Below are 24,578 nucleotides of genomic sequence, written 5' to 3'. Positions count from 1 at the left end.
GTATCGCTACTTCTCCTCTCCTCTGATAATGCGCTTCATCCGGGCCAGCTCATCCATGGTCAGAAGCCCGCTGTCCATGTATTCCTGATACACGGTCTGCGTGGCCTCCACAAAAGCCTGCCGTTCTTCCCTGGAAAGGGTGTGGATTTCAGCGTTGGCCCGGATATTTTCCATTGCCTGCACTTGGTTTTCATCAATAAGGCGGCTGTTTTCCTTCATCATTTCTGCCGTACATTCCGCCAGAATTTCCTGGTACTCCTGAGGCAGCGACTCATACCAGCTGGTATTCACATAAAAAGGCTCCGGGTGGAACTGGTAATTCACTTCCGTGAAATACTTCTGGACCTCATAAAACCGCATGCCCGAGGAATTGACCCAGGGATTTTCCTGACCGTCTACAGCGCCTGCCTTCAAAGCCATATACAGGTCGTTGTAAGGCACGGTCATGACTTCGGCCCCCAGGGCCTCCAGGGTTTTATTGATGGTATCCATGCCGTTGGAGCGCATCCTAAGCCCCTTTAAATCCTCCGGCCGGCGAATCATCCGTATGCTGTTGGAAAACTGCCGGAATCCCCCTGCATCGCCGATTCCCAAAATGGTGGCGCCGCTTTTTTTTGAATCCAAACTGATTTCCCTTGCAAACTCAGAGTTTACCAGCCGTTCTGCCTCGGTTCTGTTTTCACAGAGAAACGGAAGGGAGAACACAAGCATCTTTGGCACTATCTCCAGCTGTCCCCCGCGAAACCCCTGGATGGTTCCGCCGCAGACCTGTTCCAGCATGGAAGCCTCGCTGCCCAGCTGGCCGGCCGGATAGATATCCACCTGGATTCCGCCGCCTGTTTTTTCCTCCAGCTGCTTCTTAAACAGCAGAAAGGACTGGTGGCGCGGGTTGTCCACCGGCTGGGAATGGCCTATTTGCATGGAATATATCTTTTCGGGCTTGTTTGCCGGAACATCCTTCCCTGAAATATCTGCTCCGCTTACCGGATGTCCCGGGACCGGCGCCTGCTCTGTGCCTGCCTGCCGGTCTGTCCCTGCCGACGTCTTCCCCTTATCCGGTTCCCCCAGCACGCCGCATCCTCCAAACACCAGACCCGCCAGCAGCGCCGCCAGAACCCATGCCCTGTACTTTTTTCTCATTCCCCGTCCTTCTCCTCCCTGAGCCCCTCCGCCTGTTCATACCGGAACTTCAGCGGAGACATACCTTCCATTTTCTTGAATGTCCATGTAAAGTAGTTTGGCTCCGAATATCCCACCAATCCGCTTATCTGCTTGATGCTGCAGGTTTCGTTTTTCAGCAGTTCCTTTGCCTTCTGCATCCTGATTCGAATCAGGTAATCCACCACCGTGGTACCCATATATTGCTTGAAAAGACGGTTCACATAGTATTTGCTGAACCCTGCCTCCGACGCAATGATGTCCAGGGTCAGGCGCTTCCGGTAATTTTCCTGTATAAAGGAACAGATTCCCTCCACCTCCCTGGGCGTGCCGCTGTCTGATTCCGGTCCCTCCTCCCTGCTCTCAGTCCGGGCAGCCATGTCCCCCACCCTTTCGCGGGCCATCCCATAGCTCTCCTCTATCTGGCTGACATCCGTAAAGGGAGTCCCGCTTCCCATTATGAAGACTGTCTGCTGCTGCCTTAAAACAGAGGCCAGTAATTCCTCCATCTTCCCGAAAATTCCCGGAAACGCCTCCGGTTCACGGCAAAAAACAATGGCTGTAACCATGTGGTTTGCCTCGCTGAACATGACTGTCAGGTCCAGATAACCAAACTCTTTCCTGACAGCCTTAAACAGGTTCTGCCTTGCGCATTTATCCGGTGAACCCTGGAGACGGATGCAGAAACAATTTCCGCTGCACTCAGTTGAGATATGTTTTAAATCCAGATAGTAAAGCACCTCCTCCGGCATATTGCCCAGCACCAGGTCGCCCACCACCTTGCCCTCCATCATGTCCAGGGTCTTCAGAAGCTTTGTCTCACGGTACTCCTTCTCCGCCTCCGCATCCAACTCGTCAACAGCCCGCATAATTACATTGATAAACGCCTCCTTTTTCACAGGCTTTACCATAAAATCCACTGCTCCCAGGCGCAGGGCCTCCACTGCATATTCAAAATAATCATAGGCCGTGGAGAATACAGCCCGGAACCTGTAATCCAGGCATTTGATTTTCTCCAGGGCCTGGAGCCCGTTCAGGCCGGGCATATTGATGTCAAGCACCATAATATCCGGCCGGTCAAGCATAACCCGTTTAATGACCTCGGTTCCCGAGGCGCACTCTATGACCTGGTCTATATCCAGGGAGGACTCATCTATGAAAAAGCGCAGGGCCTCCCTCTCCAGTTCCTCATCATCTGCAATTAATATTTTATACATTCTCTTCTCCCCTGTGCAGATAAATACTGACAATGGTACCTGCACCTTTTTTGCTCATGATTTTAAGGCTGTCATCCCTGCCCGTATACAGGGAAAGCCTCTGCCATATATTCCAGATTCCAATCCGCTCCGACTGATGCTCCGAAAGACGTCTTCTGATTTTCTCCAGACGTTCCCTTTCCATTCCCATTCCGTTGTCACAGATTCGTATCCGTATATAGGCCCCTGCCTTCCTGACATCCAGAATCAGGGCTCCCCCTTCTTCCTTTGGCTCCAGACCGTGGATAACCGCATTTTCCACAAGGGGCTGCAGGGTAAACCGCGGAAGCATCACTGCCTGCTCCAACCCCCGGTCATGCCTGATGTCCACATTCAGTCTGGATGAAAAACGCATTTTCTGAATCTTCAGATATTCCTCCGTAATCCCCAGCTCCTCGCCCAGGAGAGCCGGTGCCTGCGCATCCGCCAGGTTATAGCGCAGCAGCACTGCCAGTGAATCCAGCATGGTCAGCGCCTGTTCCTGGCGTCCCAGCATAACGGTCCTGTTGATGCTGTTCAGGGTATTGAATAGAAAATGAGGGTTAATCTGGCTTTGCAGCGCAAGGAAGCGGGCCTGGCTCAGCAGCTTTTCATATTCCTCATTTTTCCTCTGTTCCACCAGAAGCTGCTTTTCGCTCTCTATTTTTTCCTTCAGGCTGAAGGCCATATGGTTAAATGCCCGCGACAGCATGCTCACGGTATTTTCCCCGGAGCTCTCCCTGACATGCACGTCCAGATTACCCCTGGCTATCTCCTCCACCTGTTTTTTCAGCTCGTTTAAGGGCCGGGTCACCCTCACGAAAATGTAGCTGGCCGATGCGGCTATGAGTATGCCGGCCGCTGCCACGGCTCCCATGTTGAACACAGTCATTACATTCCGCCTGTGGGTCAGCTCCCGGTTGCTGTCCACGCTGGATTCCAGGGCGTACTGGAGCAGTTCATTTGTATATTTCTCCAGATACCCGCCGATGGTCTGGCTGTAGTAGTAGCTGTCGTAGTACCGGTAATCATTGCCGTTAAACAGAAAGGAGGCATTGCAGCACTCACTGTAATAAGACTCAAAGGACTGGTCAATGCCCCGCAGAAGATACCAGGATTCCTCATTGGTACTTTCTGTATACAAAATGTCTATGACCGCCCTGGCTTTTTCATAGGTATCATTAAACTCCGCCAGAGTGGTCCGGTTTCCTGTCTTCATGTATTCCCCAAACAGAACGCCGCTCTGGAGGAAATGGCTTTTCAGCTCCAGTATGGAGTAATACTGGTTGATTTCCTTCTGATATCTGGCGCTAAACTGGCTGAACAGGGAATGGTTGTAGATGGAAAATGAAAGGAACAGTATCAGCATAAGCAGCAGCACTCCATTGATTTGAGCTCCCACTGAAAAGCTGAACTGTTTCCACCAGAATTTTAGTTTTTTCATTTAAACGCTCCTTCGCTGAAGCTGACCTCCGGCTCCTCCGTAAGCGTTTCCACCCATATCTGCTGGAATTGTTCCATGGCCTGTTTCTGGTACTGGTACGTGCTTTTAGCACAGGTTTCCACGGCCTCCCGGTCTTCCTTGGACAGGGAGGTAAGGTTTTCCGTATTAATAATCATTACATCCGGAAGGCACCATGCGTCGTTTTTGGTGACAAAATGGATATACTGGTCATAGTTATTGCATATAAACTCAGAAAACGAGGACTCCGCACCGTCGATATTGCCTGATATCAGCGATTTGTAGGTGTTGGTATTGACCGAGCCTGCCAGCTCGATTCCCATGTCCCGGAATATTTCCGCCATAAGAGCGGAATCGCTGCTCTCAATTTTCTTTCCCTGCAAATCTTTTTTGTCCGCAAAGCTGCTGTCCGTACCATAAAAGCACCTGAAATCTGGATAATACCATACCAGAGGCGTGATGCGGTCCATCTGGCACTCATCCCTCAGCGTCTCCTCATTGTTGTGTATCCACCCTGACTGGGCATCCCCGTCCGCAAAGTTGGAGGGAACAAAGAATTTACGGATGGATTCCACTTCCTCCGACAGCTCCAGGACATTGACGCGGGCCATGGCAATACCGCCGAATTTAACCTGTTCAATGATTTCCGTGGGGGTTCCCAGGCTGCTGTTATAATAAATTTTAACCGTTACCCGGCCCTGGGTTTCCCGGCTCACCATTTCTGCAAAATGAGCCATGGCCCGGGCGGAGGGATGATTCTCAGGCATGGTTTCCGCCATCCTGAGGATTACGGCCTGGCTCCGGGGGCCTGCCGGATTATCATGTCCTGCAGCAGGTGCGCAGCCGGCAGCAAGGACGGACACTGCCATGAGCGCTGCTGACAGGGCTGTTATCAGGACGGTTTTCAAATTCGCCGCAACAGGCGCATGAACGTTCAGAGTCACGTGAGGCTTTCCTTTCTGGGAAAATGAATTTTGCGGACATTGTATCATAACTCCCTCCTTTCCACAACACCAAATACCCTCAACCTAAGCTGAGGGATTTGGGATATGATTGGATTTTATTTTACCAGTCCCAGTGCATTGGGGATGGTCATGGAAATGGCCGGCACATAGGTCACCAGTAACAGTATGACCGCTGTCACCGCAAAATATGGAAGAAGGGTCTTAAATACTTCCTCGATTTTTACATTCGCCACCTTGCAGCCGGTAAACAGAATGGGTCCTACCGGCGGTGTGATTGTACCAATGCAAAGGTTAAATACAATCATGATTCCGAAATGGATTGGATGCATTCCAAAGCTGGTGCAAATGGGCAGAAAAATAGGCGTAAATATAAGGATTGCCGGAGTTGGGTCCATGAAGGTTCCCACCACCAGAAGCAGCAGGTTCATAATCAGAAGAATCACAATCTTGCTGTTGGTCAGTCCCATGAGCACATCCGCAATAATGGCCGGGATATTGGTAAAGCTCATAATCCAGCTCATGATGGAGGATACGCCTATCATGAAGATTACAATGGCAGTCATCTTAACGCTGTCCAGCAGAATCTTCCTTAAATCCCTTATCTTAATGCTGCGGTAGATAAAGCTTAACAGCAGGGAATATACCACAGCAATGGCAGAGCCTTCCGTGGCCGTAAAAGCCCCTATGAGAATACCGCCAATGACAATCACAATCAGAAGCAGGCTGGGTATGGCTTCCCATACGGTTTTTAACACAATGGTGAGGTTGATTTCATCCCGGTTTCTGTAGCCGCGTCCGGAGGCCATGATTCCCGCAATCACCATTACGCCGATTCCCCACAAAAGGCCCGGAAGGTACCCTGCCATGAACAGCGCAGAGATTGACACGCTGCCTGCCACCGTGGAGTACACAATCAGGGTATTGCTGGGAGGAATCAGCATTCCTGTGGGAGCAGATGCAATATTAACAGCTGCCATGTAATCCTTTGCATAACCCTCTTTTTCCTCCAGAGGTCCGATGGTTCCGCCGATGGCTGCGGCTGCGGCCACACCTGAGCCGCTGATGGCGCCGAACAGCATATTGGCAACCACATTGGTCTCCGCCAGGGCCCCCGGCATCCTGCCGCTTAAAATTTTTGCGCAGTTCACCAGCCGTATGGCGATACCGCCGTTATTCATAATATTTCCCGCCAGTATGAAAAAGGGTATTGCCAGCAGGGAGAAGGAATTCACGCCTGTAAATACCTTCTGTGCCGCTGTCCCCATGGCATTCTCAAAGGGAAGCACGAACAGCATGGCGATGGTGGAGGCCAGACCAATGCTGATGCTGATGGGAATTCCCAAAACCAGCATGGCCAGTACGCAGACCAGCATAACCAGTGCTACAATCATTGCCTGTTCCATAATTCTATCTCCTTTGTTCTTGGATTTCTTTCAGTTTTTCCGCCAGCTTTATTTCATTGTAGACAAAGTAGAAGAGGATGAAACACGCGCTTACAGGCACTGCTGAATAGATGATTCCCATGGGAATCTGGAGTGCCGCATCCATCTGAATCATTTGGCTTGAAACCTGCTTATAGCCCCCGAATATCATGACGCCTGCCGCAAATAACGCAACCATCAGTTCACCCAGCATTTCAACCGCCACTCTTGTCTTTGGAGGCATATGGTCGCGGACAAAGCCGATATTCATATGCTCCCTCAGCCCAAACACATAGGCTGAACCATACATAACCATCCAGACAAACATATATTTGGAAAGTGATTCCGTATATGCGTTGGGGCTGTTAAAGAAGTATCTCACAACAACCTGGAAGGTGACCAGGATTGTCATGACAGCCAGCAGCACCACGCATACCCACTCAATTATCCTGTCCAGGATTCTCTTTGCTGATTCCATGAGTCATGACCCCGCTTTCTGCAAATCCCTGTTAGTTGGCAAGGCTGCGAATTTCTTCGTATAATGTCTTTGCTCCCTCGCTCTTGCTTGTCACATTGTCGATAACGGACTGGCATGCTTCCTGGAACGGAGTGATGTCCACATCAATAAACTGGGCGCCTGCTTCCTCTGCTGTCTTCTTTGCGCCTTCCAGGTTTTCATCCCAAAGCTGGAATTCACGCTCTGTATATTCCTTGCAAAGGTCCTTTAAGGTCTGCTGGTCCTCTTCGCTCATTCCCTTTAAGGCCGCTGTGTTCATAACCAAAAGGTCGGGAATCATCAGATGACGTGTGTAGGAAAAGTAAGGAGCCACTTCATAGTGCTTTAAATCTGCATATGTAATCTCATTGTTCTCGCCGCCGTTGATTACGCCCTGCTGAATTGCAGTGTAAACCTCGCCCTGGGCCATAGGCGTTCCCACACCGCCCATTGCATCCAGCATGGCAATACAGGTCTGTGATTCCATGACGCGGATTTTGTAGCCCTTTAAATCTGCCGGGGTCTGAACCGGCTTGTCTGTATAGATACAGCGCGCTCCTGCTGTAAATGCAGCCATAACGCTGAAATTATTGGCCTCTGTGCTTGCAAAGATATGGTCCAGAGCTCCGCTGGTAAATACCTTTTTCTGATGCTCCACACTGTCATAGGCGTAAGGAAGGCCTAATACGGCAAAATCAGGATTCACATTCTCCACAATGGAGTTTGCTACCATTGCCATCTGGATGGTACCGCTCTGTACCAGCTCAAATGCATCCTTCTGTGAACCAAGAAGCTCATTGGGGCTGATTTCAATTCTATATGCGCCGCCGGTTTTCTCGTAGAAGGCATCGCTCATCTCGGACAGGGCCAGATACTGGGGATGCTTCTCCGACTGGTTAAAAGCCAGCTTTAGTGTGGTTGTCTTTGCGTCCTTTTTGACTGCCTCAGACGCGTCGGCCTTGGACTCCCCGCCTGCTGCCGGCGCCGGGGCTGTGGCGGCGGATGGGGACGCGCCTCCTGAGCATGCGGTCAGTGACAATGCGGCTGCCCCGGCCAATATCAGTGTTAATGCCTTTTTCATCATAATCATGTTCTCCTGTTCTTCCCTCCGGGAATCTTAACGTTTTCTTTACAGGATGATTATAAGCGTTTCCGCTTTAAATTGAACTACAAAAAATGGGCCATGTCCTATAAGAAATAAGACATGGCCGCAAGATATTGATAGTGCAAAAGGGCAATATTTTATAGTTTTGGTTTTACCGGGACTTCCGGCCCGGACTTCATCACTGCGCCAGCCGTTTACCGGCATATAAATCGCAGAATGCTTTATAATCCGGATTTTCCCATGTTTTTTCCTCAAAGTCAGTGTATGACACCACGATTGCTTTGAACGATTCAACGCCGCAGGTTTCATCAATGGCATACCCCTGGGAATCACCGTAGGAGCTGCCGGGAACCAGATTAATATTTTCAAATGAAACTTCCGTCACATAGGCCGGGTCGTTAAAGCTCATCTGACCCTTGATTTTTACAGGAAGGCCATTGGCGTCCCAGGCAGCAAAGGCCACCACCGCATCGCGGATATCATCCTCTGAATTATTCTGAATCACGGCCTGGAGCATATCCGGATACAGCGACTTATACCGCTCATCCTGGACCACGTACTTTGTGCTGCTCACAAACACGGGCTGCCCGGCCAGGGATGCCTCCAGTTCTTCAGAGTCAGCGCTTTCCACCTTTGTTCCCGACGCGGTCCCGGACTTCGTAAAAGCAGCGTCCTGCATCTCGACCTCAATTTTTATATCATCGGAATACTTCTTCCCCTCATAGGCCGCCCGGAAGCTGTCCTCATATGGATTCCTCCATTTATCACCGTCAAACGTTTCAAATGACAGTATCATTGTTTTAAAAGATTCTACCTTGCAGGACTCATTGATGGAAAAGCCCGAGTTCTCACCAAATGTACTCCCGCCCACCAGATTGATGTCGTTGTAGTTTACCTTCTTAAAATAATCTCCTCCTGAAAAGTCCATGTTGCCCTCCAGCTTAACAGGAAGCTGGTTGCTGTCCCAGGCAACAATGGCAAGAACCGCATCTTTAATGTCTGAATCCGTATTATTCTGAATGACCGTACCCAGCATATCCGGATACAGCGACTTATACTGTTCATCCTGCACAATGTATTCCGTCTTTACAACAGAAACCGGCAGACCGGCCAGCAGCTCATCAAATTCACTCACAGACAGTTCCTTTACCTCCTTTGGAGGCACTGTGGTTTCAGCCTCTGTGGTCTCCTTTTGTGTGGTTTCCTTGGGCGCTGCGTCTGCTGCCTCAGCCACAGTCGCCTGTTCCTTCTCCGCACCCGTTGCAGCGGTTGTTCCTGAACCTCCGCAGCCCCCTAAAATCAATACTACTGATAAAATTACCAGCAACGGTTTTCTCATATGTACATTCCCCCTTTTTTGTTTCATTTTAACACTTATCTGCAAAATCGTCCACTTAATTGTAACGCATTGGTAACTATTGGGAATTTTTTCCATGAATTCCATTATCTCATTCTGCCAATCATACAGGATGTCCTTATCACAAAAAAATCCCATACCAAAAATCCCAGGCCAACTATAATCGTCAACCCAGGATTCCCTTACTATGTTTATAATATCTGCTTATTCTTAATTCTATTCCATTATTTTATGACTTATAATCCAATCTAATATTTCATCATAACCAATACTGCCATCTGCCACGCCTAATCCTAAAGCAATCCTGGCGGCTTTTTCTTCCACCGTAGGATAAACTTCTATCTCCCCAAATCCACTGTATGCCATTTCACCCTATTTTTAAATACAAAATTCAATATTGATAGTATTGGGCTTTAAAATAGAGGACATACCCTTTTGGGGTACATCCTCCTTCTCTGACAAGAAATTAATAATATCATCATTATCATCCGCCATCATAAGAAAGCGCAGATTTTCAATGAATTCTCTCTGTTCCTCTACTGTATTCAGCTTCATGAACTCATCTGCTATGTACATTTTTAAATCTTTTTCCACGTTGGTATCCTCCTCAGATTATTTTGAAATTAGAAATTCATTCCTATATCACGTCCCTTCTTGATGATTATCAAATTTCCTCTATCCTCCTTTCCACAAAAAAATCCCAGGCCAACTATAATTATCAGCCTGGGATTCCCTTATTATATTTATAATAACTGCTTGTTTTCATTTCTCTTACAATACTAATTTCTTCTAATGCAAACTTACTCTGCATTCTGCAAATACTCGTTTGCTTCTTTCTCTGTTAACTGAAATCTTATCTCTAACTTCTTTAATATCTCATCTTCAGATAAATCCAGTTCTCTATAAGTTGTAATTGCACCATAAATCTTACCTTTTTCCACATTCTCCTGGTCACGCATTAACAACGTCATATATTCATGCCTCCATTCTCGATTCCGCTTGGCTTCCTCTACTGCTTCCTCCAGTTTCCTTACAAAGACATCATCCGACTTCCTACCTACTGCATAATCCAGAAATGCCTTCAATTCCTTGCTGACATCATCCATCTCCCCCTTTGCATTCAGGAAAATCTTTGTTGTCCCATCCTTAAGGCTAATGCTGGTATCTTCTTTACACACATTCTCAAATGTATAGATATGTCTCCCCTTTCCATACAAATCAAATGGACATATAAATATAATATAACTCTGATTCAGCTTTTTATAAGACTGCCCTTTATCAATCAACTGTAAATCAATCATGCTCTGATAGTATCTGCTTCTCTTTGGCAGTTCTTTTGTATCCGCCACCCGCATTTCTATATCATAGACTGTATTTTTACCATCCTACACATATACATCCAGTCTCACGCTTCTGGCGTCCACATCCGGCTTTATGCTTTTTTGTGTCTCCGGGTATTCGATACGGTCTATCTCCAACTCCGGCAGGATTCTTTGCAGCAGTTCCTTGCACAGCTCTGGATTCCTCATAATCTTTCCAAACAGGAAATCATTTGATATGCCCAGTTCATCCCAATCTGTTTTTATATTTCCCATGTATTTCTCCTGTGTAATTTTAGCTTGTTTCATCTCATAAGTACATCCACAACGTTACTTCCTACCCTAATTATAAGATATTCACTCCCCTAAATCAAGGCCACCATTCCTAATTCTCACAATCATCCTTCTCCCCGCTACTTGTGATACGGTTCCCCGGAAATAATCCTGTAACTCCTGTAAATCTGCTCCAAAAGCACCACACGCATCAGCTGATGAGGAAATGTCATCTTAGAAAAACTCAGGGCATAGTCCGCCCGCTTCATAACGTCCTCCGACAGGCCCAGAGAACCTCCTATGACAAACACAATATGGCCTATGCCATCCACTCCCAGCCTTTGAATCCGGCCGGCCAGTTCCTCGCTGGCCAGCATCTTCCCTTCAATGGCCAGGGCAATGACGTAAGCCCCGTCTTTTATGTTAGAAAGGATGCGCTGTCCTTCCTTTTCCTTGATTTGCCTCTCAATGGCCTCACCGGCCCCGTCCGGCGTCTTCTCATCCGCCACCTGGATGATGTCCAGCCTGCAGTAGCGGCTCAGGCGCTTGGCATACTCCCTGATAGCATCCTCAAAATACCGTTCCTTAATCTTTCCAACCGTAACAAGGGTAATCTTCATCTGTTAAAACTCCAGTATCATATCGTACCACACAGCTCCGCCGTGAACGGATTTGGAAAGACCCGTATTCACATAGCCGAACGTTTCATAGTAGCCAATCAGTCTGTCCTTACAGGTAAGTATCAGCCCCCTGCGGCCCTGGTTCCTGGCCTGTTCAATCATGGCCTTCATCAGACGGGAAGCAACGCCCCGGTGCCGGTATTCCTCAACCACATCCAGGCCGAATATGCTCTGATAGGCCCCCTCCGGCTCATGGAGCGAGATATCCTCAAACATCTCGTCCCCAATGGTTCTCTCATTTGTGACAGCGCCATTGATGAACCCAATGATTCTGTTTCCGTCCTCCGCCACAAAAAAACTCTGGGGAAATGCATCCAGCCGCTCCTTCAGACTTTTCCTGTCTGCTGCCTCTGCTGCCGGAAAGCAGGCTGCCTCCACCTGTACCACTGCATCCAAATCAGCCGGTACCGCTGTCCTTATGGTAATACCATCCATCTTCTGTCCTCTTTTCGTGTCCTTCGCAGTCCTTATGCCTTTACCCTGAAATAGTATCCAACGCCCCACTTCGTATGTACATACCTTGGGTCGCTGGGACTGGGTTCGATTTTCTCACGCAGTCTTCTCACATGGACATCCACGGTACGCACATCTCCGCTGTCCATGGCCTTATTTCCCCACACATAGGTCAGAAGGGCCTCCCTGCTGTATACCTTATTGGGGTTGCGCACCAGCAGCTCCAGCAGGTCGAATTCCTTGGCCGTGAGATTGATTTCCCGTTCGCCGATAAACACCCTGCGGCTCTCTGTGTCCATCTTAAGGTCCCCTGCGCCAATGACGCCGGACTCAGGCTCCTCCCGCTTCTGACGTTTGCTCTTGGAGCTTCTCCGTATAATGGCCTTGATTCTGGCCTTGACCTCCAATATGTTGAAGGGCTTGCTGATATAATCATCAGCGCCGTATTCCAGTCCCAGAATCTTATCCATGTCGCCGCCCTTGGCCGTCAGCATAATAATAGGCATATCTGAAAATTCACGTATGGCCTGGCACACCTCATAGCCGTCGTACTTGGGCAGCATCACGTCCAGAAGCACGATATCGTACTCTGTCTTTTTTGCCAGTTCTATGGCCTCCTCGCCGTCATATGCACAGTCCACTTCCATCCCGTCCTGTTCCAGGCTGAAGCGGATTCCCTTCACAATTAATTTTTCATCGTCAACCACTAATACTCTTGCCATGTTCCATTCCCCTTATCTATTATTAAACGGCGGCCTGATAACCAAGGCCGCCTGCCGTCATTTACACTGTAATACTGTCCTTAATCTTCTCAAATGCAGCATCCTTGATGCCGGATACATTCATGATATCCTCAATGGACTTAAATCCGCCGAATTCTTCGCGGTAATGTATGATGTCCTCTGCCCTGGATTCCCCGATTCCTCTCAGGGTCATCAGTTCCTCCCTGGAAGCCGTGTTAAGATTTATCCTGGCTTTAGAGCCGCCATTGCCATTCCCTGCGCTGCCGGACACCAAAACGCCGGCCGGCATACCGCCTGCGGACACGCCGGGCTGGTTCAGCCCCTGGGCCTTCCATTCCTCTGCCTGTTCACGGTCCGGCACCTGTATCTTCATGCCGTCCTCCAACTCCTGGGCCAGATTCAGATAATCCGGCGCCGCTGCTTCTGAGAATCCTCCCGCTGCCTCAATGGCCTCATATACCCGGCTGCCTGCGGGCAGACCGTACACGCCCGGCGTACACACCAGGCCGCATACGTGGATATACACCAGAGGTATATCTTCCTGCCCCGGCAAATGTTCTCCATCCGCACCGGCGGATAAAGCGTCATCCCCGCCTTCGGGCCCATCCATGTACTGCGGGCTTTCAATGCCCGCGTATTCCCCGGCAGCAGGACCACTGTCAGGCTCCAATGCCATGACCATGTTATCCGGCCCACTGTCCCGGTTCTTCACACTGCAGCTATAGCATATGCCTGCAGCCAACATACATATGACAATCACTGCCAGTTTCATTGCTTTGAAAGATGTAAGTTTCATCTTGGGCGGTATCCCTCCTTCCAGAGAGCACCGTCCCAGCCTGATACTCCTATTCTATCGGAAACCCCCTGCAAATACAAGCATAAATTTCCAAATTTTATCTTTCAAAAATCACAATTCCGCCTATGGCAATGGCTGCCCCAATCATCTTATTCCATGCAAAGGGCGCCTTCTCCACGCCGAACAGTCCAAACAGTTCGATGGCGTACGCAATAATAATCTGCGACACCACAATCAGAAGGGCTGCCTTGGCCGGTCCCAGGCTTCCCATGCTCCGGATGACTGTGTAAGTGATAAGGGCTCCCATGATACCGCCCACAAGCACATATTTGGGCGTCACCTGTATAATGCCGGCCACTGGCTCCCTGCCTGTAAACATCCATATAACCACACAGGTGATGAAGGCCGTAAGCTGTACCCAGCCAGCGGCCACCCAGACGCTGGTCTGCTTTGTCACTTCCGTGTTAAATACGCCCTGTATGCTCATTAAGGCGCCTGACAGCAATGCTATGATAAATCCCATGTATTATTTTCCTGCCTTTCCACTAATTTTACCGTTATCTTAGCATTCCCGCAGGTTTCTATTTTATTCTGGTATTCTTCCCGCATATGATGTATAATCGTTCCGTCAGGAGGCACAGCTATGCTATCATTCATAAAAACATTACTACAGGCTGCCGCATGGCCTATCCAGGCGCCTGAACCATATTCTGCCTTTCACATTCTGCTCTGCGCTGCAGGCATACCGTTTGCCGTTTATCTGGCCCGGCGGCTGTCATTCAGACACCTGCACCCTCATCGTGTGCTGTTCATCTGCGGCCTGTTTTTAGCTGCCAGTGAACTGTATAAGCAGGGCTTCCTATATTTTATCGTCAGCCAGGGCCAATACAACTGGTGGTTTTTTCCCTTCCAGCTCTGCAGCGTGCCCATGTATCTGTGCCTGGTTCTTCCCCTGTTCAGACATCCCCGCCATCGCCGTGCGGAAAAATGCATATGCACCTTCATGCAGGATTTTGCCCTTTTGGGCGGCGTCATGGCCCTGGCGGAACCCAGCGGTCTCATGCACCCCTATCTGCTTTTGACCCTCCATGGGTTTCTGTGGCATTTCATGCTCATTTTCATCGGACTGTACTGCGCCATGACCGGCCTGGGAGGCAGGACTCCCGGCGATTTTGCATCCATGCTTCCCCTGTTCCTGGCCTGCGTGTGCATGGCCACGCTCATCAATGTTGCTTCCCATCCTTACGGCAACGCAGATATGTTTTATATCAGTCCCTATTATCCAAACGGGCAGATTGTCTTCCACCAGATAGCCCTCACCATCGGTACGGCCGCCGGAAATCTTCTGTACCTGGCAGCCATGGTCCTGGGCGGCTTTATATGCCACCTGTTCCTGGGACGGCTGTTTTCCAGGCGGCCGGGCTGACCTATTTCCGGCGCAGCCGGGCTGAGGATATTCCGCCTCATCTCAGACAGACGTTCAATTCCAGACAGACGTTCAATTTCAAACAGACCACCAGCATGTACAAAAAGCCGCCTTCCTCCGGTATACAACCAGACAGAAGGCGGCCTCTGCAATGTCCTGTTTCCTTTTCTATCCTTATCCCAAATATCCCTAATACGTTCCCTTTTTCAAAAGTTTCCGCAGATACGCAAAGGTAGCTTCCTCCCCCTGGTCCTTCAGCATATGGAGAAGCTTCTCCAACAGCGCCCTGGTCCGGGGATGGACGGTGATGTAATTCTTTGTATACTCGTAATACTCCAGCGGGGCGGCGCTGGTATAAGCCTTGCCCTTATATACCTCGCAGGCAGCAATCCGGTCGCAGACCATCTCAGCCACATAGCGCAGCGGCATCTTATTGCCCACCAGTCCCTCTTCCTTGTGGTTGGATATGTCTATCCAATACTCATAATGGTGTTTATTCCTGCCCTTGTGGTGGAGCCAGGCCCTGGAATATCCTACCGTCTCCCGCTCAGCCGCATTGGGGCTGCGGTCTCCCTGGTAGTACCTAACCCCGGTCCAGAATTCTTCCGGGCTGTACTTGGAGAGGTCATGGGTCAGACCCTGCCAGTACAGACCAATCTGAAAGCAATGCTTCCTGACCAGGTTCCTGTGCCTGGTGATGGTACAAAAATGGTTCCATATATTACAGATTTTCATTCAAATCCCTTCTTTACACAATAATATGCATGCTGTACTGCATTGAAATATGCTATAGTATATCATAAAATTCACCTTTCTGCCTGTATTTCTTTATATTTTAACCTTTGAACAACAGAATCTGAGGTTTATATAAATTGTTTATACTTAATGACCAAAAACGTTTGACACTTTTCAACATTTATGATATCCTTAGGACAGTTGCGAAATTGCTTGCAACATATCACATTTTTCTATTTTTTATATTTTTTGGAGGTATCGTAATGAAAGGTACAGTTAAGTGGTTCAACAACCAGAAGGGTTACGGATTTATTTCCGACGAGCAGGGAAACGATGTATTCGTTCACTACTCAGGTCTGAACATGGATGGCTTCAAGTCCTTAGATGAGGGCGCAGAAGTTGAGTTCGATGTAGTAAACGGAGCTAAGGGTCCTCAGGCTACAAACGTAACCAAATTATAATCAATGAACAACAGTGTACCTTTTTCAAACATATATCATCACTGATAGAGGTTGAAGTAAGTTATATCTGATTTCAAATGATTACAAGTAAAAGCCAGTCCTGCGACTGGCTTTTATTGTTATGTCCTTATATTTTAATAATTTGTACCTCTATGCTGCTTTGCAGCGGCTCTGTGATATATCCTGCCCTATCTGGCCTTTTCCAGCATGTCCTTAAGTTCTTCCACGGAAAACGTATAATTCTTATTACAAAAATGACAGTTCACTTCAATGGGCTTGCCATCCTCTATCATTTCCCCGATATCTTTTCTGCCCACGCTGATTAACGCCTTTTCCACCCGTTCCTTCGTACAGTTGCAGTAAAATACAGCCGGCAGCCTTCCGCTGATTTCCAGGCCGAATTCGCCCAGCACATATTCCAGTATCATCTCCGGTGTGTTCCCCACATCCAGCAATGTGGTGATGGAGGATATCTCCTTCAGCTTGTTCTCCAATCTGCCTATGATATCCTCGGAAGCCCCCGGCATCAGCTGGATGATGAATCCGCCGGACTGGCGCACCGTGTTATCCTTATTCATCAGCACACCCAGCGCCACGGAGGACGGTGTCTGTTCCGAGGTGGCGTAATAATATGTCAGGTCCTCCGCAATCTCTCCTGTCACCAGAATAGTCTGCCCCACATACGGCTCCTTAAGCCCGATGTCCTTGATGACGCTTAATACACCTACGCCCAGCGCTCCGCCCACATCCAGCTTTCCCTTTTCATTGGGAGGAAGCATTACCATGGGATTAAATGCATATCCCTTTACATTGCCCCTGGAATCCGCTGTAACGGTCAGCCCGCCAATGGGACCGTCCCCCTGTATCTTAAGGGTGAGCAGGTCATTTTCCCCCTTCATGTCACAGCCCATCATCACCCCGGCGGTCAGCAGCCTGCCCAGGGCGGCCGTTGCCACCGGGCTGGTGTTATGGGATATCCTGGCCTGTTCCACCAGGTCCCTGGTTGTAGCGGCAAAGGCCCTGATTTGCCCTTCTGCCGCAGTTGCTCTGATTACATAATCTGCCATACAATTCACTCCTCGTCTCTGATTGTCTTGCCCTGTTCCCTCATGATGATATAGATGCGTTCACTGTCCTCCCGTACCGGATTACGGGTGCAGGCATCGTAAGCAGCAACAAACTCCATGCCTGCCTCCTCCGCTGCCTGCCTTACCTCCTCCAGGCTGTAGGCTTTCTGGAAATGGGTTTCCTCATACTTGCGGTACAGCTCACCCTCGCGTATAAACAGTGTCAGGTCATACTCATTTATCCTGGTTTCTTCGTCGTAGAAATTGTCCCAGATAAAACTGCTCTCCTCCCTGGCCTCTGCAAAGGTATTATCCGCCAGCAATTCCCGGTACTTATACTCTGTATTCAGGTCAAAAACAAATACTCCCCCTGGGTCCAGATAATTATTCACCAGCCGGAATACCTGCACCAAATCCTGGTGCTCCATGATATAATTCATGGAATCACATATGCTGACAACTGCCCGCACCGTACCGTAAAGCTCAAATTCCCGCATGTCCTGCAGGAGATAGAGAATATCCTGTCCCGAGGCCGCCCGCTTATCCATGGCCATCTGAAGCATTTCCCCGGAATTATCAATTCCTATCATATCGTACCCGGCCTTTGCCAGAAGCCCGGTAAGGCTGCCCGTACCGCAGCCCAGGTCCAGCACCAGGCCGTTCTCCACCCCCTGCTCCCGCAACAGCCCGGTGACATAGGAACACCACGCCTCATAGGGTACATTGTCCTGAAAAATGTCGTAGACCTCTGCAAAACTGCTGTAAGCTTCCATGTCTTCATCCTTCCCGGCAGCGCTGCGTCTCATTCCCGCGCCATCACTGAATCATTCAACTACAAAAGCGCCTGTCCGGAACAGTTCCGGGCAGGCGGGTAAAATCCTGGGCTTTATGCGTTCTTTCCGCAGCACTTCTTATATTTCTTGCCGCTTCCGCATGGACAGGGGTCATTTGGGAAAATCTTTTTGCCCTTGCGCACTGTACCGGAAGCCTTCTGGGCCTTGTACAGTTCCTTGCGCTTATCCGGTGTGAGGAGCTCATCCCACTGGGGAAGCTCATACAGCCAGTTAGCCTTTGCCTCTACCATATTGTAGTACAGCTTCTCCGGGTCAATCTCAATCTTAACCTCTGTGTCCTCTTCCATGGTTTCAATGGGGTTCTCATAACCCTTCAGGCTCTCATTGATTCCATCCAGGAAACCGGTCATGATAAGGATTTCCGTATTGTACTTCTCTGCCAGGTCCTTTACAGTGCCTGTGATAACCTCTGTTGGGTTAGAGAGAATCTGCTCATAGATTCCCTTCTCAATCTGAAAATATCCAGCCCACAATTCTTCTTTCTTTTTATCATCCAGGCCGTCGCCGTAAGCCAGATTTCTCCATGTCTCTAACAGTGCCATAGTAAAACCATCCTTTTTGTATTATTTATGTTCCAGGGGCTTCCTGTCCCGGGCGCCATGCCTCATCCTGTCTGCCGGACCGCTCCGCTGCCTGTCCATGGCCGCCCATAGACCTTAGTATATAACAAAACATAAGATTTTTCAAACATATTTTATTTTATACAGCCTTATCCTCCTAAAATATAAGGCATTTCCCTTAAATTCTAAACCGCAGTTTTTATTTCGCCTGCATATTGGGGGTATTTTTTCTGTTTTTCTGCAAATAATAAACCTGAATCCAATTCAATTTAAAAGGAGGCTTTACCATGAAAGTAAATGGAAAAAATGAGAGCATCAAATGTACCATCAAGAACTGTGCTTACAATGCACAGTCTGAGGATTACTGTACCCTGGACGCCATCAAGGTCGGAACTCACGAAATGAACCCAACCAAGAAGGAATGTACAGACTGCGAGTCTTTTGTAAATAAGGCTCAGTAATTCCATCCTCAGGGACTGTGTACAGGCAGGACATATCTCTGTCTGTCACAGTCTCTTTTTCATTCAATTTATCAGATAATAACATATTATCCACAATCTTTTCCACAACATTGTGGATAACCTCAGGCGTTCAAAGATTCGTCCGCATGTCCGTCAAAAAAGTCAAAAAGAAAAGCACCCGCATGGATGCTTAACATGGTTTCCTCTTTGTATTTGGTCCCATTCCTTCCCGTCTGGAGTTATGGGTCTGGTTCTGGTTTTCCGGCTTCACCTTTTCTGTAATACTGTTAAACATCTCATTTGACTTTTTCCTGGCCTGCTTTTCTTCTTCATACCTGTCCATATCCGTCTCCCTTCCGCCGCCTGTCCGCGCGGCTCAATCATCTCTGGCAACAGTATGCCCTGAAAAGAAGAAAAATATGTAAAAAGTCCGAAACTTAACTTGTATTTTTTCCCAACCGTGCTATAATCGAATCAATGGGGACATAGCTCAGCTGGGAGAGCGCTGCGTTCGCAACGCAGAGACCGCGGGTTCGAATCCCGTTGTCTCCACTATTTTTAAACCCACATAATTGCGAGAAACTACGTAATTGCGTGGGTTTTTGATTGTCTGAAATTGTTGTAATATCCTTATATGGGTATGGAATATACAAATATATCCCACGATATCACACGAAATATCGCACGAAAACAGCGCATCTCCTAAAGCGCAGCCAGAAAGCCCACAGAACCATAATTACGGCTGCAGCATATTTTCTTTCCGGAACCGAATCTTATTCCGCTCATGGAGGGTATTGTCCAGCCAGCCATGGAATTCTTAAGCAGGAGGCTCAGAGGCTAGAACTTCGGCCTCGCAGGCAATAAGCGGCTTTACGGAAATGATTTATAAGATATAGCTCATGGCTTTTAATAAATTAACACAGATAAAACTAACTATGACGCCAAGGGCCAGCACTACACAGGGGTGGACTCGCGGCTTCCGCTGGCCTTCCTTCCTGCCGGAAAACCCGGTGAAGAGGCGGAGATTTATTACAATCCAAATGACGGAAGAATTTTCTATTGTCCCGGCGAGGACAAAAATGCCAGATACGGATACCTGATGTTCATTGGACTGTCTGCGCTGGCCGGCCTGGCTGTTTACCTTTTTCTTGTGCTTGCGGACTATCTCCATTAACCTGCCTGTGCCGGAATAAGCCGGATACGCTACCGCGTTACATGCCGGGAAAACCCGGAATACATATAAACATATTATCAGTTAAATCAATTAAACCAGGAGGAACCAAATGATGGACCATACAATATTTATGAAAGAGGCTATCCGCCTGTCCCAACTGGCTGTCAGCCATGGGAACGAACCCTTCGGAGCCGTGCTGGTGAAAGACGGTGAAATTGTGTACAGCAACGAGAACCAGATTTACACTGGTTTTGACCCAACCTTCCACGCAGAGGCCGGCTTACTCCGCCGTTTTTGCGCTGAGACGCATATCACGGATTTGCAGGAATACACCCTCTATTCCAGCTGCGAACCCTGCTTTATGTGCTGCGGCGCAATGGTATGGACTAAGCTGGGCCGGCTGGTCTACGGCGCCAGCGATATTGATTTATGCGGCATACTTCATGAGAACGGCGCTGAATGCTGTAAAATCGTCTTTGAGCACTCCCCCTGGAAACCCCAGGTTACAGCAGGCGTCCTGAGAGACGAAAGCCTCAGGGTATTGACAGCCTATTTTTCCAGGCACGCAAAGGGCTGAGGCATTACTCCATCAAACGTATTCCCTCCTCTGCCTGTTGTCAGAATGGCAGCTGCGCCGGTGTATACTGGACCGTAATCCATTTCAGCTCTGTAAACTCATCAATGGAATAGGAACCGCCTTCCCTTCCCACGCCGCTGTTCTTCACTCCGCCAAATGCCACCGTGGAATTATCTGAAACCGTTGCATTATTAATATGAACCATGCCAGCCTCCATATCAAGGGACAGGGACATTGCCTTTGATAAATCATTGGTCAGCAGGGATGAGGAAAGTCCATATTCATTGTCATTACACAGGCGGACAGCATCCTCTGCATCCTTTGCCTTAATAATGGAAGTTACCGGCCCAAAGCTCTCTTCATAGAAAATCCTCATGTCCGGCGTCACATCCTTAAGAACAGTGGGCTGATAATAGTTGCCCTCATGGGACCCGCCTGTCATCAGCACTGCCCCCTTTGAAACAGCGTCCTGAATCTGGCTGTCAATCATCCGGCACTGCTCCTGCTTAATGAGGGGACCAATGATGGTATCCTGCTGGTGCGGGTCCCCTACCTTCATAGTGCCGGCATAAGCGGCAAACATTTCACAGAACCGGTCATATACAGGCTCCTCCACAATCAGCCTGGAGGTACACATACATATCTGTCCCTGATGGAAAAATGCCCCGAATCCTGCAATCCTCACAGCCTGCTCCAAGTCAAAATCCTTTAAAAGGATAAGCGGATTCTTGCCGCCCATCTCCAGGGAGTACTTCTTGAAAAGGACAGATGCCTTGGCGGCAATCCCCTTTCCAACGGCAGTGGAACCGGTAAATGCCACCATACGGACGCGTTTATCCTCAATCAGCCTGTTTCCGACTGTTTCACCGGAACCGGGAACCAGATTGAATACTCCCTTGGGAAGCCCTGCTGCATCCAGCGCCCTGGCTATCATAACACCGGAAACCGGCGTGGCGCTGGCTGGCTTGAGAACAAATGTATTGCCTGCTGCCAGGGCAAATACCACCTTTTTCAAAGCCAAAAGCAACGGGAAATTAAAGGGGGCAATCCCGGCCACTACCCCAAGGGGGAGTCTTCGAATCATGGATATCTCACCCGGCGCCTGCTGCTGGACCTGGCCAAATACCCGCCTGCATTCTCCTGCTGCTGCCCTGAATAAATCCACTGCAAATCCTGCTTCAAAGTATGCTTTTCCAAAGGCAGAACCGCTTTCTCCCATCAGCACATCCGCCACCTCATCCATATGCTTCTGCATCCAGTCAGCTGCTTTCAGGAGAATCTGCTCCTTTTCAGCGGCAGGTGTGCCGGCCCATGGCCTCCATGCCCTTTGGGCCGCCGCAATGGCTGCCTCCACCTCTGCCTCTCCGGCAAAGTGTACCCGGGCGAACACAGAATCATCCGCAGGATTCTTGTCCTCAGCCACATAACCTGTCACAGTTTCCTTCCATTCCCCGTCTATGTATAATTGATACTCCATTCTCAACGCCTCCTCTATCTCATCTTCAGCAGGGCTTTGATGGCTTTCCCGCTGTGGGATGCCTCAAATGCCTCATTAATCTCATCAAACTCAAACACGCGAATCAATCTGTCAAAGGGGAACCTTCCCTGTTTATAGTATGAAATCAACTGCGGAATAAAGAGCTTCGGATTGGAATCCCCCTCCACAATGCCTATGAGGGACTTTCCCTCACCCATAAGCTCCTCCTGAACCTGTATGGTCAGTTCTCCTGTAACGCCTAATACCACAGCTGTTCCCAGGAATTTAACACAGGCCAATGCCTTTTTCACAAAATCGGGCACACCGCTGGTATCAATGGCATAATCAGCGCCGCCTTCTGTAATTTTCTTGATTTCACTAACAATGCAGTCACATTTCTTCCGGTTAATGGTATGGGTGGCTCCCAGTTCTTTCGCCAGAGCAAGGCTCTCTTCATTTCCGCCCACAGCAATAATATTTTTACAAGGGCATAAATGAGCCGCCATAATTGCGCTCATACCCACAGTACCGCAGCCAAACACCACAAGGCTTGACCCGGCAGCCGGTTTAAGCCGGTTCAGGACAGCGCCTGCGCCTGTCTGTATTCCGCACCCCAATGGCCCCAGGATATCCAGTTCCAAGTCCTTATCCACTTTGATAATGCTGTTTTTATGAACAACAGAATAGGTTGCAAAGGAGGACTGTCCGAAAAAGGAAGAAATCTCCTGGCCATCCTTTGACAGCCGTTTAGTGCCGTCACTCATAACACCCCCAAAATTAATGGCATTGAAATTCTCACAGGCATAGGGTCTTCCCGCCAGGCAGTTCCTGCAGTGCCCGCAGTATCCGAAGGAAAATACCACATGGTCCCCCTTCTCGAATTCCGTTACCCCCTCTCCCACCTTTTCAACAATACCGCATCCCTCATGGCCCAGGACAGCCGGAAGGGGTACTGGAATCATCTGATGCTGGGCCACCTCATCCGTGTGGCATACTCCGCTGGCTGCTATTTTAACCATCACCTCTCCCTCGCGGGGATTCTGTAGGTCCAATTCCTCAAACTGGAAGGGCTTACCTTTCTCTCTCACAACTGCTGCTGTTATTTTCATCTGCTAAACCTCCTTCACTATTTTATTTTATCATCATAGCACTAATCGCGATAACTTAGAACAATAGTTTGTCTTTTAACATATTTACTATTTTTTTAACAATAAAGTTTTAATTTTTTTACAATAATTGACTTTATTCGATTATTGTCACATATATTTTCCAAACAATTTTCATGCTCTGGCCAATATCATTTCCTTACAATCAACCAATCCCCGTTCCCTACCATGCCCCGGGCGGCTCCGTCACCTGGCTTTTATGATACTCAAATATCACCTTATAAAAATTCTTTCCCCGGTCCAGACCATATTTACTGTAATAGAGCCATATGGTCAATTTATCAGGCGTTCCATTCATCTCATTGTGCCGTGAAACAATGCCCTGAACCTTTTGTTCGATATGCCATGGTTTATATACGATAACATACAGGTCCGCTTCCCTGAAATCCGACCCGCTATGGGAGAATACTTTATAAATTCTGTAATCAGGCAGACGGATATAACAAACCGCCATAACCAATACTATTATCAGGCCTGCGGCGGCCAAATATTTTAATAACTTTTTCATTTCTCCCCCTCCACTACTATATAGAACGGAGAAATGCATAATTATTCCCTTTGTACAGTCAGTATGGTTGTATTTTTTACCACATTTCCGACACTTATAATGTCATTAGAACTATTACAATAGAACAATACACAATATGAAAGGGGGAACCGTAGTGGTTTATGATTTTGGTTACAGGCTGCGGGAGCTTCGTGAGAGACGGAATCTGTCTCAATCACAGGTAGCTGCCCATTTAAATATAACGCGGTCTTCTATCAGTAACTATGAAAACAATATAGCCTATCCATCTACCGATGTTCTGTCCAGACTTTCCGTTTTATACCGTACCACTACGGATTATATTCTTGGACTGGACCACCGCAAGGTCATTGTATTGGATGGTCTTGACCCGGGACAGGAAAAAGCCATTGAAGATATTGTGGAGATATTGAAAAATCAGTTTAAAATATCTTCACGGTTATGAGCAGGCCATGCAGGTATAATGTCAGGGCGGGAGGACGGCGGCCGGCAATGGATTGCCCGGCTCTTTGGGCGGAATTGATTACCATGGATATGATTCCGAGTTACTGTTCAGAGGTATCATAAATCAGTATTGGCAAAGTGACGAAATTTAAAATTTAAGAAATAGCGTATTTTGTGGCTATGTCTA

30 protein-coding genes, 1 tRNA gene and 1 pseudogene are annotated in these 24,578 nt (G+C 48.5%); 7 read left to right on the top strand and 25 right to left on the bottom strand.

The annotated features are described in order from the left end of the window. Positions 1-6 precede the first annotated feature (6 nt). The 17 genes and pseudogenes from FGS84_RS26480 to FGS84_RS26410 all read right to left on the bottom strand — a co-directional run bounded on the left by FGS84_RS26480 (position 7) and on the right by FGS84_RS26410 (position 13,986). Complete coding sequence (locus tag FGS84_RS26480; protein WP_138311220.1) at positions 7-1,140, bottom strand: TRAP transporter substrate-binding protein; 1,134 nt, start codon at positions 1,138-1,140, stop codon at positions 7-9. Beyond that, the gene (locus tag FGS84_RS26475) at positions 1,137-2,375 is read right to left on the bottom strand and encodes a response regulator (protein ID WP_138311219.1); all 1,239 of its coding nucleotides are present in this window, start codon (positions 2,373-2,375) and stop codon (positions 1,137-1,139) included. The genes FGS84_RS26480 and FGS84_RS26475 overlap by 4 nt, the downstream gene beginning before the upstream one ends. Then, positions 2,368-3,837 carry a sensor histidine kinase gene (locus tag FGS84_RS26470; protein ID WP_138311218.1) on the bottom strand — a complete coding sequence of 490 codons (1,470 nt, stop codon included), beginning with the start codon at positions 3,835-3,837 and terminating at the stop codon, positions 2,368-2,370. The genes FGS84_RS26475 and FGS84_RS26470 overlap by 8 nt, the downstream gene beginning before the upstream one ends. Further along, positions 3,834-4,847: a TRAP transporter substrate-binding protein DctP gene (gene dctP / locus FGS84_RS26465; protein ID WP_243130094.1), complete on the bottom strand. Its 1,014-nt coding sequence runs from the start codon at positions 4,845-4,847 to the stop codon at positions 3,834-3,836. The genes FGS84_RS26470 and dctP overlap by 4 nt, the downstream gene beginning before the upstream one ends. A gap of 68 nt (positions 4,848-4,915) precedes the next feature. Next, positions 4,916-6,223, bottom strand: coding sequence for a TRAP transporter large permease (locus FGS84_RS26460; RefSeq protein WP_138311217.1), 1,308 nt, complete (start codon positions 6,221-6,223; stop codon positions 4,916-4,918). A 4-nt stretch (positions 6,224-6,227) separates the two neighbouring features. Continuing rightward, positions 6,228-6,719 (bottom strand): TRAP transporter small permease, encoded by a 492-nt coding sequence (locus FGS84_RS26455; RefSeq protein ID WP_138311216.1) that lies wholly within the window; start codon positions 6,717-6,719, stop codon positions 6,228-6,230. A gap of 31 nt (positions 6,720-6,750) precedes the next feature. Next, the gene (locus FGS84_RS26450) at positions 6,751-7,821 is read right to left on the bottom strand and encodes a TRAP transporter substrate-binding protein (RefSeq protein WP_138311215.1); all 1,071 of its coding nucleotides are present in this window, start codon (positions 7,819-7,821) and stop codon (positions 6,751-6,753) included. Positions 7,822-8,020: 199 nt separating this feature from the next. Next, a complete protein-coding gene (locus tag FGS84_RS26445; RefSeq protein ID WP_138311214.1) occupies positions 8,021-9,181 on the bottom strand; it encodes a DUF5780 domain-containing protein in 1,161 nt (386 codons plus the stop codon). 234 nt (positions 9,182-9,415) lie between these two features. Then, positions 9,416-9,565, bottom strand: a complete 150-nt coding sequence (locus FGS84_RS31070) for a hypothetical protein (RefSeq protein ID WP_171042718.1) — start codon at positions 9,563-9,565, stop codon at positions 9,416-9,418. 12 nt (positions 9,566-9,577) lie between these two features. Next, a complete protein-coding gene (locus FGS84_RS26440) occupies positions 9,578-9,793 on the bottom strand; it encodes a hypothetical protein (protein WP_138311213.1) in 216 nt (71 codons plus the stop codon). A gap of 206 nt (positions 9,794-9,999) precedes the next feature. After that, a pseudogene (locus FGS84_RS26435) lies at positions 10,000-10,566 on the bottom strand (Rpn family recombination-promoting nuclease/putative transposase); the annotation flags it as partial. A gap of 18 nt (positions 10,567-10,584) precedes the next feature. Next, positions 10,585-10,794: a hypothetical protein gene (locus tag FGS84_RS31680; RefSeq protein WP_243130092.1), complete on the bottom strand. Its 210-nt coding sequence runs from the start codon at positions 10,792-10,794 to the stop codon at positions 10,585-10,587. A gap of 137 nt (positions 10,795-10,931) precedes the next feature. Continuing rightward, a complete protein-coding gene (gene rlmH / locus FGS84_RS26430; protein WP_138311212.1) occupies positions 10,932-11,411 on the bottom strand; it encodes a 23S rRNA (pseudouridine(1915)-N(3))-methyltransferase RlmH in 480 nt (159 codons plus the stop codon). A gap of 3 nt (positions 11,412-11,414) precedes the next feature. Further along, the gene (locus FGS84_RS26425) at positions 11,415-11,906 is read right to left on the bottom strand and encodes a GNAT family N-acetyltransferase (RefSeq protein ID WP_138311211.1); all 492 of its coding nucleotides are present in this window, start codon (positions 11,904-11,906) and stop codon (positions 11,415-11,417) included. A 32-nt stretch (positions 11,907-11,938) separates the two neighbouring features. Continuing rightward, a complete protein-coding gene (locus tag FGS84_RS26420) occupies positions 11,939-12,646 on the bottom strand; it encodes a response regulator transcription factor (RefSeq protein WP_138311210.1) in 708 nt (235 codons plus the stop codon). Between the two features lie 61 nt (positions 12,647-12,707). After that, the gene (locus tag FGS84_RS26415; protein ID WP_138311209.1) at positions 12,708-13,463 is read right to left on the bottom strand and encodes a helix-hairpin-helix domain-containing protein; all 756 of its coding nucleotides are present in this window, start codon (positions 13,461-13,463) and stop codon (positions 12,708-12,710) included. A gap of 97 nt (positions 13,464-13,560) precedes the next feature. After that, the gene (locus FGS84_RS26410; protein WP_138311208.1) at positions 13,561-13,986 is read right to left on the bottom strand and encodes a DMT family transporter; all 426 of its coding nucleotides are present in this window, start codon (positions 13,984-13,986) and stop codon (positions 13,561-13,563) included. 120 nt (positions 13,987-14,106) lie between these two features. Between FGS84_RS26410 and FGS84_RS26405 the strand changes: the two genes are divergently transcribed. Continuing rightward, entirely contained in the window at positions 14,107-14,889 is a 783-nt protein-coding gene (locus tag FGS84_RS26405; RefSeq protein WP_138311207.1) for a YwaF family protein, read from the top strand. Positions 14,890-15,078: 189 nt separating this feature from the next. On the opposite strand, the gene FGS84_RS26400 is transcribed toward FGS84_RS26405, so the two are convergent. Then, positions 15,079-15,624 (bottom strand): DUF5662 family protein, encoded by a 546-nt coding sequence (locus FGS84_RS26400; protein ID WP_138311206.1) that lies wholly within the window; start codon positions 15,622-15,624, stop codon positions 15,079-15,081. Positions 15,625-15,887: 263 nt separating this feature from the next. On the opposite strand from FGS84_RS26400, the gene FGS84_RS26395 reads away from it, so the two are divergent. Next, positions 15,888-16,085, top strand: a complete 198-nt coding sequence (locus tag FGS84_RS26395) for a cold shock domain-containing protein (protein ID WP_002569705.1) — start codon at positions 15,888-15,890, stop codon at positions 16,083-16,085. A 188-nt stretch (positions 16,086-16,273) separates the two neighbouring features. On the opposite strand, the gene hslO is transcribed toward FGS84_RS26395, so the two are convergent. From hslO to FGS84_RS26380, 3 genes are all read right to left on the bottom strand, one after another. After that, positions 16,274-17,152, bottom strand: coding sequence for an Hsp33 family molecular chaperone HslO (gene hslO, locus FGS84_RS26390; protein WP_138311205.1), 879 nt, complete (start codon positions 17,150-17,152; stop codon positions 16,274-16,276). A gap of 5 nt (positions 17,153-17,157) precedes the next feature. Next, entirely contained in the window at positions 17,158-17,925 is a 768-nt protein-coding gene (locus FGS84_RS26385; RefSeq protein ID WP_138311204.1) for a class I SAM-dependent methyltransferase, read from the bottom strand. A 113-nt stretch (positions 17,926-18,038) separates the two neighbouring features. After that, positions 18,039-18,548: an SEC-C metal-binding domain-containing protein gene (locus FGS84_RS26380; protein WP_138311203.1), complete on the bottom strand. Its 510-nt coding sequence runs from the start codon at positions 18,546-18,548 to the stop codon at positions 18,039-18,041. Positions 18,549-18,853: 305 nt separating this feature from the next. On the opposite strand from FGS84_RS26380, the gene FGS84_RS26375 reads away from it, so the two are divergent. Beyond that, positions 18,854-19,027 carry a DUF1540 domain-containing protein gene (locus FGS84_RS26375; protein ID WP_002575716.1) on the top strand — a complete coding sequence of 58 codons (174 nt, stop codon included), beginning with the start codon at positions 18,854-18,856 and terminating at the stop codon, positions 19,025-19,027. A gap of 190 nt (positions 19,028-19,217) precedes the next feature. On the opposite strand, the gene FGS84_RS31065 is transcribed toward FGS84_RS26375, so the two are convergent. After that, entirely contained in the window at positions 19,218-19,370 is a 153-nt protein-coding gene (locus FGS84_RS31065; protein ID WP_002584761.1) for a hypothetical protein, read from the bottom strand. A 136-nt stretch (positions 19,371-19,506) separates the two neighbouring features. On the opposite strand from FGS84_RS31065, the gene FGS84_RS26370 reads away from it, so the two are divergent. The 3 genes from FGS84_RS26370 (at position 19,507) to FGS84_RS26360 (ending at position 20,778) form a co-directional block, all read left to right on the top strand. After that, a tRNA-Ala gene (locus tag FGS84_RS26370) sits at positions 19,507-19,579 on the top strand. A gap of 412 nt (positions 19,580-19,991) precedes the next feature. Continuing rightward, positions 19,992-20,201, top strand: coding sequence for a hypothetical protein (locus FGS84_RS26365; protein ID WP_138311202.1), 210 nt, complete (start codon positions 19,992-19,994; stop codon positions 20,199-20,201). 109 nt (positions 20,202-20,310) lie between these two features. Beyond that, complete coding sequence (locus FGS84_RS26360; RefSeq protein ID WP_207671142.1) at positions 20,311-20,778, top strand: nucleoside deaminase; 468 nt, start codon at positions 20,311-20,313, stop codon at positions 20,776-20,778. Positions 20,779-20,818: 40 nt separating this feature from the next. On the opposite strand, the gene FGS84_RS26355 is transcribed toward FGS84_RS26360, so the two are convergent. The 3 genes from FGS84_RS26355 to FGS84_RS26345 all read right to left on the bottom strand — a co-directional run bounded on the left by FGS84_RS26355 (position 20,819) and on the right by FGS84_RS26345 (position 23,929). Next, a complete protein-coding gene (locus tag FGS84_RS26355; protein ID WP_138311201.1) occupies positions 20,819-22,255 on the bottom strand; it encodes an aldehyde dehydrogenase family protein in 1,437 nt (478 codons plus the stop codon). 14 nt (positions 22,256-22,269) lie between these two features. Then, positions 22,270-23,364, bottom strand: coding sequence for an NAD(P)-dependent alcohol dehydrogenase (locus tag FGS84_RS26350; RefSeq protein ID WP_138311200.1), 1,095 nt, complete (start codon positions 23,362-23,364; stop codon positions 22,270-22,272). A gap of 220 nt (positions 23,365-23,584) precedes the next feature. Then, positions 23,585-23,929: a hypothetical protein gene (locus tag FGS84_RS26345; RefSeq protein WP_138311199.1), complete on the bottom strand. Its 345-nt coding sequence runs from the start codon at positions 23,927-23,929 to the stop codon at positions 23,585-23,587. Between the two features lie 154 nt (positions 23,930-24,083). On the opposite strand from FGS84_RS26345, the gene FGS84_RS26340 reads away from it, so the two are divergent. Continuing rightward, positions 24,084-24,392, top strand: coding sequence for a helix-turn-helix transcriptional regulator (locus FGS84_RS26340; RefSeq protein ID WP_227146088.1), 309 nt, complete (start codon positions 24,084-24,086; stop codon positions 24,390-24,392). Positions 24,393-24,578 lie beyond the last annotated feature (186 nt).

It is taken from the genome of Clostridium sp. 1001271st1 H5, from assembly GCF_005845215.1.
Taxonomy (GTDB): domain Bacteria; phylum Bacillota; class Clostridia; order Lachnospirales; family Lachnospiraceae; genus Enterocloster.
The sequence above is the reverse complement of the archived record's forward strand: the minus strand, read 5'-3'. Positions and strand labels throughout refer to the sequence as shown.

Excerpts from the sequence above, each read along its gene's own strand:
- FGS84_RS26395 (WP_002569705.1), top strand. The coding sequence starts at position 15,888 with ATGAAAGGTACAGTTAAGTGGTTCAACAACCAGAAGGGTTACGGATTT.
- FGS84_RS26480 (WP_138311220.1), bottom strand. The coding sequence starts at position 1,140 with ATGAGAAAAAAGTACAGGGCATGGGTTCTGGCGGCGCTGCTGGCGGGT.
- FGS84_RS26470 (WP_138311218.1), bottom strand. The coding sequence starts at position 3,837 with ATGAAAAAACTAAAATTCTGGTGGAAACAGTTCAGCTTTTCAGTGGGA.
- dctP (WP_243130094.1), bottom strand. The coding sequence starts at position 4,847 with ATGATACAATGTCCGCAAAATTCATTTTCCCAGAAAGGAAAGCCTCAC.
- FGS84_RS26450 (WP_138311215.1), bottom strand. The coding sequence starts at position 7,821 with ATGATGAAAAAGGCATTAACACTGATATTGGCCGGGGCAGCCGCATTG.
- FGS84_RS26460 (WP_138311217.1), bottom strand. The coding sequence starts at position 6,223 with ATGGAACAGGCAATGATTGTAGCACTGGTTATGCTGGTCTGCGTACTG.
- FGS84_RS26455 (WP_138311216.1), bottom strand. The coding sequence starts at position 6,719 with ATGGAATCAGCAAAGAGAATCCTGGACAGGATAATTGAGTGGGTATGC.
- FGS84_RS26415 (WP_138311209.1), bottom strand. The coding sequence starts at position 13,463 with ATGAAACTTACATCTTTCAAAGCAATGAAACTGGCAGTGATTGTCATA.
- FGS84_RS26345 (WP_138311199.1), bottom strand. The coding sequence starts at position 23,929 with ATGAAAAAGTTATTAAAATATTTGGCCGCCGCAGGCCTGATAATAGTA.
- hslO (WP_138311205.1), bottom strand. The coding sequence starts at position 17,152 with ATGGCAGATTATGTAATCAGAGCAACTGCGGCAGAAGGGCAAATCAGG.
- FGS84_RS26445 (WP_138311214.1), bottom strand. The coding sequence starts at position 9,181 with ATGAGAAAACCGTTGCTGGTAATTTTATCAGTAGTATTGATTTTAGGG.
- FGS84_RS26425 (WP_138311211.1), bottom strand. The coding sequence starts at position 11,906 with ATGGATGGTATTACCATAAGGACAGCGGTACCGGCTGATTTGGATGCA.
- FGS84_RS26400 (WP_138311206.1), bottom strand. The coding sequence starts at position 15,624 with ATGAAAATCTGTAATATATGGAACCATTTTTGTACCATCACCAGGCAC.
- FGS84_RS26375 (WP_002575716.1), top strand. The coding sequence starts at position 18,854 with ATGAAAGTAAATGGAAAAAATGAGAGCATCAAATGTACCATCAAGAAC.
- FGS84_RS26410 (WP_138311208.1), bottom strand. The coding sequence starts at position 13,986 with ATGGGATTTATCATAGCATTGCTGTCAGGCGCCTTAATGAGCATACAG.
- FGS84_RS26380 (WP_138311203.1), bottom strand. The coding sequence starts at position 18,548 with ATGGCACTGTTAGAGACATGGAGAAATCTGGCTTACGGCGACGGCCTG.
- FGS84_RS31065 (WP_002584761.1), bottom strand. The coding sequence starts at position 19,370 with ATGGACAGGTATGAAGAAGAAAAGCAGGCCAGGAAAAAGTCAAATGAG.
- FGS84_RS26355 (WP_138311201.1), bottom strand. The coding sequence starts at position 22,255 with ATGGAGTATCAATTATACATAGACGGGGAATGGAAGGAAACTGTGACA.
- FGS84_RS26360 (WP_207671142.1), top strand. The coding sequence starts at position 20,311 with ATGATGGACCATACAATATTTATGAAAGAGGCTATCCGCCTGTCCCAA.
- rlmH (WP_138311212.1), bottom strand. The coding sequence starts at position 11,411 with ATGAAGATTACCCTTGTTACGGTTGGAAAGATTAAGGAACGGTATTTT.
- FGS84_RS26405 (WP_138311207.1), top strand. The coding sequence starts at position 14,107 with ATGCTATCATTCATAAAAACATTACTACAGGCTGCCGCATGGCCTATC.
- FGS84_RS31070 (WP_171042718.1), bottom strand. The coding sequence starts at position 9,565 with ATGGCATACAGTGGATTTGGGGAGATAGAAGTTTATCCTACGGTGGAA.
- FGS84_RS26420 (WP_138311210.1), bottom strand. The coding sequence starts at position 12,646 with ATGGCAAGAGTATTAGTGGTTGACGATGAAAAATTAATTGTGAAGGGA.
- FGS84_RS26350 (WP_138311200.1), bottom strand. The coding sequence starts at position 23,364 with ATGAAAATAACAGCAGCAGTTGTGAGAGAGAAAGGTAAGCCCTTCCAG.
- FGS84_RS26475 (WP_138311219.1), bottom strand. The coding sequence starts at position 2,375 with ATGTATAAAATATTAATTGCAGATGATGAGGAACTGGAGAGGGAGGCC.
- FGS84_RS31680 (WP_243130092.1), bottom strand. The coding sequence starts at position 10,794 with ATGGGAAATATAAAAACAGATTGGGATGAACTGGGCATATCAAATGAT.
- FGS84_RS26385 (WP_138311204.1), bottom strand. The coding sequence starts at position 17,925 with ATGGAAGCTTACAGCAGTTTTGCAGAGGTCTACGACATTTTTCAGGAC.